Here is a 6,132-nt window from a genome sequence, read left to right on the forward strand (position 1 = left end):
ACGCCGTCCGGCGGGCCCTCGCCGCCCCCGACACCCTCGCCGAGGGCCCGCCGGACGGCGTGGGGGAGCGGCTGGCCCGCTTCGTTTTCGGCGTCTGGGAGAACCCCACCACCCGCGCCCCGCTGCTCGCGATCCTGCGCTCGGCCGTCACCAACGACACCGCCGCCGCCGTCTTCCGCCGCCTGGTCGCCGCCCAGCTGGTGCGCCGGGTCGCGGCCCGGCTGGACCTGCCGGACGCCGAGCTGCGCGCCGAGCTGGCCGCCGCGCAGCTGGTGGGTACGGCCCTGATGCGCTACGTCCTCAAGCTGGAACCGCTCGCCTCGGCGGACGTGGAGGAGATCATCGCCCGCGTGTCACCCGTCGTACAGAAGCACCTCACACAGCCCTGAAGGCAGCCCCGATCACGGCCGCAGGGCGGGCGCCGGTGAAATGCCCGTCCCGCATTCCGGACAAGCTTGTCCATTCCTTGGAGCGTCGGCGTAGGCTCGGAGAAAGCCAGAACTGTTCATCGAGGAGCGAGCGACGATGCCCGAGCTGAGGTCCCGCACAGTCACCCACGGCCGCAACATGGCGGGCGCCCGCGCCCTTATGCGTGCCTCCGGTGTACCCGGCGCGGACATCGGCCGTAAGCCGATCATCGCCGTCGCCAACTCCTTCACCGAGTTCGTGCCGGGCCACACCCACCTCCAGCCGGTCGGCCGGATCGTCAGCGAGGCGATCACCGAGGCGGGCGGCATCCCGCGCGAGTTCAACACCATCGCGGTGGACGACGGCATCGCCATGGGCCACGGCGGCATGCTCTACTCGCTGCCCTCCCGCGACCTGATCGCGGACTCCGTGGAGTACATGGTCGAGGCCCACTGCGCCGACGCCCTGGTCTGCATCTCCAACTGCGACAAGATCACCCCGGGCATGCTGATGGCCGCCCTGCGCCTGAACATCCCGACGGTCTTCGTCTCCGGCGGCCCCATGGAGGCCGGCCGCGCCACCCTGGTCGACGGCACCGTGCGCTCCCTCGACCTGATCGACGCCATCGCGGAAGCCGCCAACGACAAGGTCTCCGACGCGGACATCCTGCGCATCGAGGAGAACGCCTGCCCGACCTGCGGCAGCTGTTCCGGCATGTTCACCGCCAACTCGATGAACTGCCTGACCGAGGCCATCGGCCTCTCCCTGCCCGGCAACGGCTCGGTCCTCGCCACCCACACCGCGCGCAAGCAGCTCTACGTCGACGCCGCCCGCACCGTCATGGACGTGACCCGGCGCTACTACGAGCAGGACGACGAGACGGTCCTGCCCCGCAATGTCGCCACCTTCCAGGCCTTCGAGAACGCCATGGCCCTGGACATCGCGATGGGCGGCTCCACCAACACGATCCTGCATCTGCTGGCCGCCGCCCAGGAGGCGGGCGTCGCCTTCGGCCTGGAGGAGATCGACGCCGTCTCGCGCCGCGTCCCCTGCCTCGCCAAGGTCGCGCCGAACGTGGGCAAGAACCGTACGTACTACATGGAGGACGTGCACCGCGCCGGCGGCATCCCCGCCCTCCTCGGCGAACTGCACCGCGCGGGCCTGCTCAACGAGGACGTGCACGCCGTGCACAGCCCCTCCCTCGCCGACTGGCTCAAGACCTGGGACGTGCGCGGCGGCTCCCCGTCCCCCGAGGCCGTCGAGCTGTGGCACGCGGCCCCCGGCTGCGTCCGCTCCGCCGAGGCGTTCTCCCAGTCCGAGCGCTGGGAGTCCCTGGACGACGACGCCGAGAGCGGCTGCATCCGCTCCGCCGAGCACGCCTACTCCAAGGACGGCGGCCTCGCGGTGCTGCGCGGCAATCTGGCCGTCGACGGCTGCGTGGTCAAGACGGCCGGCGTGGACGAGTCGATCTGGACCTTCGAGGGCCCGGCCGTGGTCTGCGAGTCCCAGGAGGAGGCCGTCCAGCGGATCCTCACCCAGGAGGTCAAGGAGGGCGACGTCGTCGTCATCCGCTACGAGGGCCCCAAGGGCGGCCCCGGCATGCAGGAGATGCTCTACCCGACCTCGTACCTGAAGGGCCGCGGCCTCGGCAAGAGCTGCGCGCTGATCACCGACGGCCGCTTCTCCGGCGGCACCTCGGGCCTCTCCATCGGCCATGCCTCCCCGGAGGCGGCCTCGGGCGGCACCATCGCCCTGGTCGAGGACGGCGACCGGATCCGCATCGACATCCCGAACCGCAGCATCGAACTGCTGGTGGACGACGCCGAACTGGCCCGCCGCGAGCAGGCCCTGAACGGCGGCTACGCCCCGAAGAACCGCGACCGCAAGATCACCGCCGCGCTGCGCGCCTACGCCGCGATGGCGACCAGCGCGGACAAGGGCGCGGTGCGGGACGTGAGCAAGCTGGGCTGACCGCCGTCCTGCCGTCATGACCGCCGTCCTGCCGTCATGACCGCCGTCGCGCCGTCATGACGAAGGGGCCGCCCCCGTGGGGAGCGGCCCCTTTCGCCCGACCGGGAACGTTTCACCAGGCCGACGGGTCCCGCCCGTCGAGCGCGAACACCGATCCGTCGGGAGCGGAGCCGAACACCTGCGGCGCCACGAGCACCGGAGCGGCCCGCAGCGCCGCGATCCGCGCGGTGCCGTCCCCCGGCCGCGCCGGAGTCTGCCCCGCGAGCCGCCCGCCCCGCGCGTCCACGGCGAGCAGCCGCCCGTCACCGGCGGAGAAGTACAGATACCGGTCCCCGGCGACCAGCGCCGAACCCCGGCTCACCGATGTCTCCAGGTGCCACAGCCGCTTCCCGGCCGCGGTGTCCACGGCGTCCAGGCCACCGTTGACGTCCAGCAGATAGACCACGCCCCCGCGCACGACGGCGTGCACGTCCGGCCGGGGCGCGGGCAGCGCCACCCGTCGTACGGCCCGGGTCGCGGCGTCGTAACGGACCACCGCGTCCGTGTCGCCGTAGACCGGGTCGGCGGACACGAGGAACACCGTGCCGTCCGTGGCGCCGACCGGCCGCAGCAGCCCGGTCAGCACGGTGTCCCAGCGCACCGCGCCGCTCTTCGGATCGAACGCGACGACCCGGGTGCTGCGGCCGTCGGCGGAGGCGGTCGAGGCGTAGGCGGCGGCGCTGCCCGGATACGTGTCGACGCTCGGCCGGCCGGCCCCGGGCAGCCGGTGGCTCCAGCGGGTACGGCCCGACGCGCTGTCCACCGCCGTGACCGTGCCGTCGGCCGCGGTGATCAGCAGCGTCCCGTCCGTGTACTGCGCCCCGGCACCCGTGGGCAGCGCGTGCCGCCAGTGCGTACGGCCCGTGTCCGGGTCGAGGGCCACCACGTCCCCCGCCTCGTCCCGCACCTGCACCAGGCCGCCCGACACCGCGGGCGCCGCGCTCCAGCGCGCCCCCGTGAAGGGGTGCCGCCACAGCACCCGGCCGCCACGCGGATCGAGCGCGTACGCCTGCCCCGCCCCGGCGCACAGCACCTTGCCCGCCCCGAAGGCACACCGGGGCGCGTCGCTCTGCCCGGCGACCGGCGTCGTACGCCACCCCGCGAACCCGACCGCGGCCGTGCGCGGAGCCTTCGCCGCGGGGGCGTCGTCGCCGAGCCACTGCACCCAGGCGAGAGCCCCGCCGACGACCAGCGCGAGCACCCCGGCCGCGACGGCGGCGACACGACCGGGCCGTACGGCACGCCTCTTCGACGGCGCCTTCCCGGTGCCCTCCGAGACCGCCGCCACGTCCTTGCTCCCGGAGCCCTCCGAACTCGCCTTCCGCTGTGCCGGTATGAACGCCTGGGTGTCGTACGACGCCGCCACCGACCGAAGTTGGCGCATCAGCTCGTCCGGCGTCGGCCGCTCGTCCGGGTCCTTGGCGAGACAGCGCTCGATGAGCGGCGCGAGCCCCGCCGGCACCCCCGACAGATCGGGCTCGTCGTGGACGACCTGATAGGCGACGACGTACGGGCTGTCGGAGTCGAACGGCCCCCGCCCGGTCGCCGCGTGCACCAGCACCGAGCCCAGCGCGAAGATGTCCGCGGCCGGACCGACCTCGCGCGGCCGGCGGAACTGCTCGGGCGCCATGAACGGCGGGGTGCCGATCAACTTGCCGGTCTCCGTGCGCAGTTCGCTGTCCTTGGGCCGGGAGATGCCGAAGTCGATGACCTTCGGGCCGTCCTCGGCGAGCAGCACATTGCTCGGCTTGAGATCCCGGTGCACCACGCCCACACGGTGTATGTCGCGCAGCGCCTCGGCGAGTCCCGCCATCAGCCGCCGCAACTGCCCGGCGTCCAGCGGCCCGTGCTCCTTCACCTGCTCGGACAGGGTCGGGCCGGGGATGTACAGGGTGGCCATCCAAGGGCGTGCGGCCTCCGGGTCGGCGTCCACCACGGGCGCGGTGAAGGCACCGCTGACCCGGCGCGCCGCGGCCACCTCCTGCCGGAACCGGCCCCGGAACTCCCGGTCCCGCGCGAACTCCGCGTGCACGACCTTCACGGCGAGACGCAGCCCGGACGTACTGCGGGCGAGGTGGACCACCCCCATGCCGCCGGAGCCCAGCCGGGACTCCAGGTGGTAATGCCCGGCGTACTCGGGCATATCGGCTTCCGCGCCCGCTCCGGTGCTGCGCTGTGGCGTCATCGACTGGACCGCCCCCCGTGCTCATCGTCCGCGCGCGACGCGACGGAGCCTAGTCGATGGCTCGTACGAGACCGAGGCGGCTTGCTAACCTCCGTTCGCATTCGACGATCCCCGCCTTGCGGTGGGGCTTCACGGGGGAGATTCCGCATGTCCGTCCGCTACTACTCCGTCGCCCCGGGCGTCCGCGTCAACGTCCGCAGCGGCCCCGGCACCAGCTACGGCATCACCCGCACCCTCCCCGAGGGCGCCAAGGTCCCGATCTACTGCCAGACCACGGGCACCACGGTCACCGGCACGTACGGCACCTCGAACATCTGGGACAACATCAGCGACGGCGAGTTCGTGGCGGACGCGTACGTGCACACGGGCAGCGACGGCTTCGTGGCGGACCGCTGCGGCTGACGCCCTGCCGCCGTATCCGTATCCGTATCTGTATCCGGGCCCGTATCCGTACCTGTATCCGGGCCCGCCGCCGCACCCGCCCGCGAGTCCTCCGCCCGTCGGCGCCATAATCGTCCCGTGAGCGACGAAACCGGCGCCCCGGGCGCCCCGGAGGAACCCGTGGGCGGGCCCCGGCCCGAGCCCCTGCGCTTTTTCGGCACGTCCTGGGTGCACCACGACGACGGCTACGCGGCCCGCCGCGCCGGTGTCGCCGCCGGTTCCCTCGTCGCCGCGGTCGCCTCCTGCCTGGTGCTGCGCTTCGCCTTCCAGGGCCTCCAGATCGCCGACACCGGCGCCTTCGTGACCGTCCTGGTCGTCGCCATGTTCGCGATCTGCACCGCGCTCGCCTTCGGCAACGCTCTGGCCGGCTTCGGCAAGCGCCAGGACCCACAGCGCCAGGCGTCCCTGCGCGGACTGCTCGCCATCGGCTTCGTCGGCACCCTCGCCGCCTACTTCGTCCGTTCCCTCACCGAGGCCCCGGGCGAGAAGCTGCACCGCGAGGAGTACGAGAAGGCCCGCGCCGAACACGCCGCCCGCACCACCCGCCGCTCGGGCAACCCCTCGAAGAAGAAGCGGCGCGGCTAGAGCTTCTCTCCCGGATCTTGCCGGGGTCGGAGCAAAGGCCCTGGAACCTCGAGCAGAGCCGCTGTCGTGCGCGGCGCGCACCGGCGACCATGGCCGTATGACGACCCCGCGATCCGCCGACCCCGCCCGCGCCCACTCCTTCAACGCGGCCGCCGCCCAGTACGCGGCCAACCGTCCCTCCTACCCGCCCGCCCTCTTCGACACCATCGAGCAGGCGGCGGACCGGCCCCTGACCGGTGCGCGGGTCGCGGACGTCGGCGCCGGTACCGGCATCTCCACCAGCCTGCTGCACGCCCGCGGCGCGGACGTCCTCGCGGTCGAGCCCGGCGCGGGCATGGCCGCCGAGTTCCGCCGCGGCAACCCGGACATCCCCCTGGTCCGCGGCAACGGCAACGCCCTTCCGCTCGCCGACGCCACCCTCGACCTGCTCACCTACGCCCAGTCCTGGCACTGGACCGACCCCGCCCACTCGGTGCCGGAGGCGCTGCGCGTCCTGCGCCCGG

General features: G+C 73.2%; 6 protein-coding genes. 5 read left to right on the top strand and 1 reads right to left on the bottom strand.

The features are described from left to right. A partial coding sequence (locus CCN72_RS33300; protein ID WP_483027291.1) for a TetR/AcrR family transcriptional regulator occupies window positions 1-389 on the top strand: 389 nt, incomplete at its 5' end. Between the two features lie 136 nt (window positions 390-525). After that, window positions 526-2,379, top strand: a complete 1,854-nt coding sequence (gene ilvD / locus CCN72_RS33305) for a dihydroxy-acid dehydratase (protein WP_085565934.1) — start codon at window positions 526-528, stop codon at window positions 2,377-2,379. Between the two features lie 112 nt (window positions 2,380-2,491). Here the strand turns inward: ilvD and CCN72_RS33310 are convergent, their stop codons facing one another. Beyond that, a complete protein-coding gene (locus CCN72_RS33310) occupies window positions 2,492-4,603 on the bottom strand; it encodes a serine/threonine-protein kinase (RefSeq protein ID WP_086811982.1) in 2,112 nt (703 codons plus the stop codon). Window positions 4,604-4,750: 147 nt separating this feature from the next. Between CCN72_RS33310 and CCN72_RS33315 the strand changes: the two genes are divergently transcribed. The 3 genes from CCN72_RS33315 to CCN72_RS33325 all read left to right on the top strand — a co-directional run. After that, window positions 4,751-5,005: an SH3 domain-containing protein gene (locus CCN72_RS33315; RefSeq protein ID WP_107430230.1), complete on the top strand. Its 255-nt coding sequence runs from the start codon at window positions 4,751-4,753 to the stop codon at window positions 5,003-5,005. Window positions 5,006-5,122: 117 nt separating this feature from the next. Continuing rightward, window positions 5,123-5,629 (top strand): hypothetical protein, encoded by a 507-nt coding sequence (locus CCN72_RS33320; protein ID WP_086811984.1) that lies wholly within the window; start codon window positions 5,123-5,125, stop codon window positions 5,627-5,629. 61 nt (window positions 5,630-5,690) lie between these two features. After that, the coding region (locus CCN72_RS33325; RefSeq protein ID WP_425276194.1) for a class I SAM-dependent methyltransferase at window positions 5,691-6,132 on the top strand (442 nt) is incomplete at its 3' end.

It is taken from the genome of Streptomyces murinus, assembly GCF_002154555.1.
In the GTDB taxonomy this organism is placed as follows: Bacteria; Actinomycetota; Actinomycetes; order Streptomycetales; family Streptomycetaceae; genus Streptomyces; species Streptomyces murinus.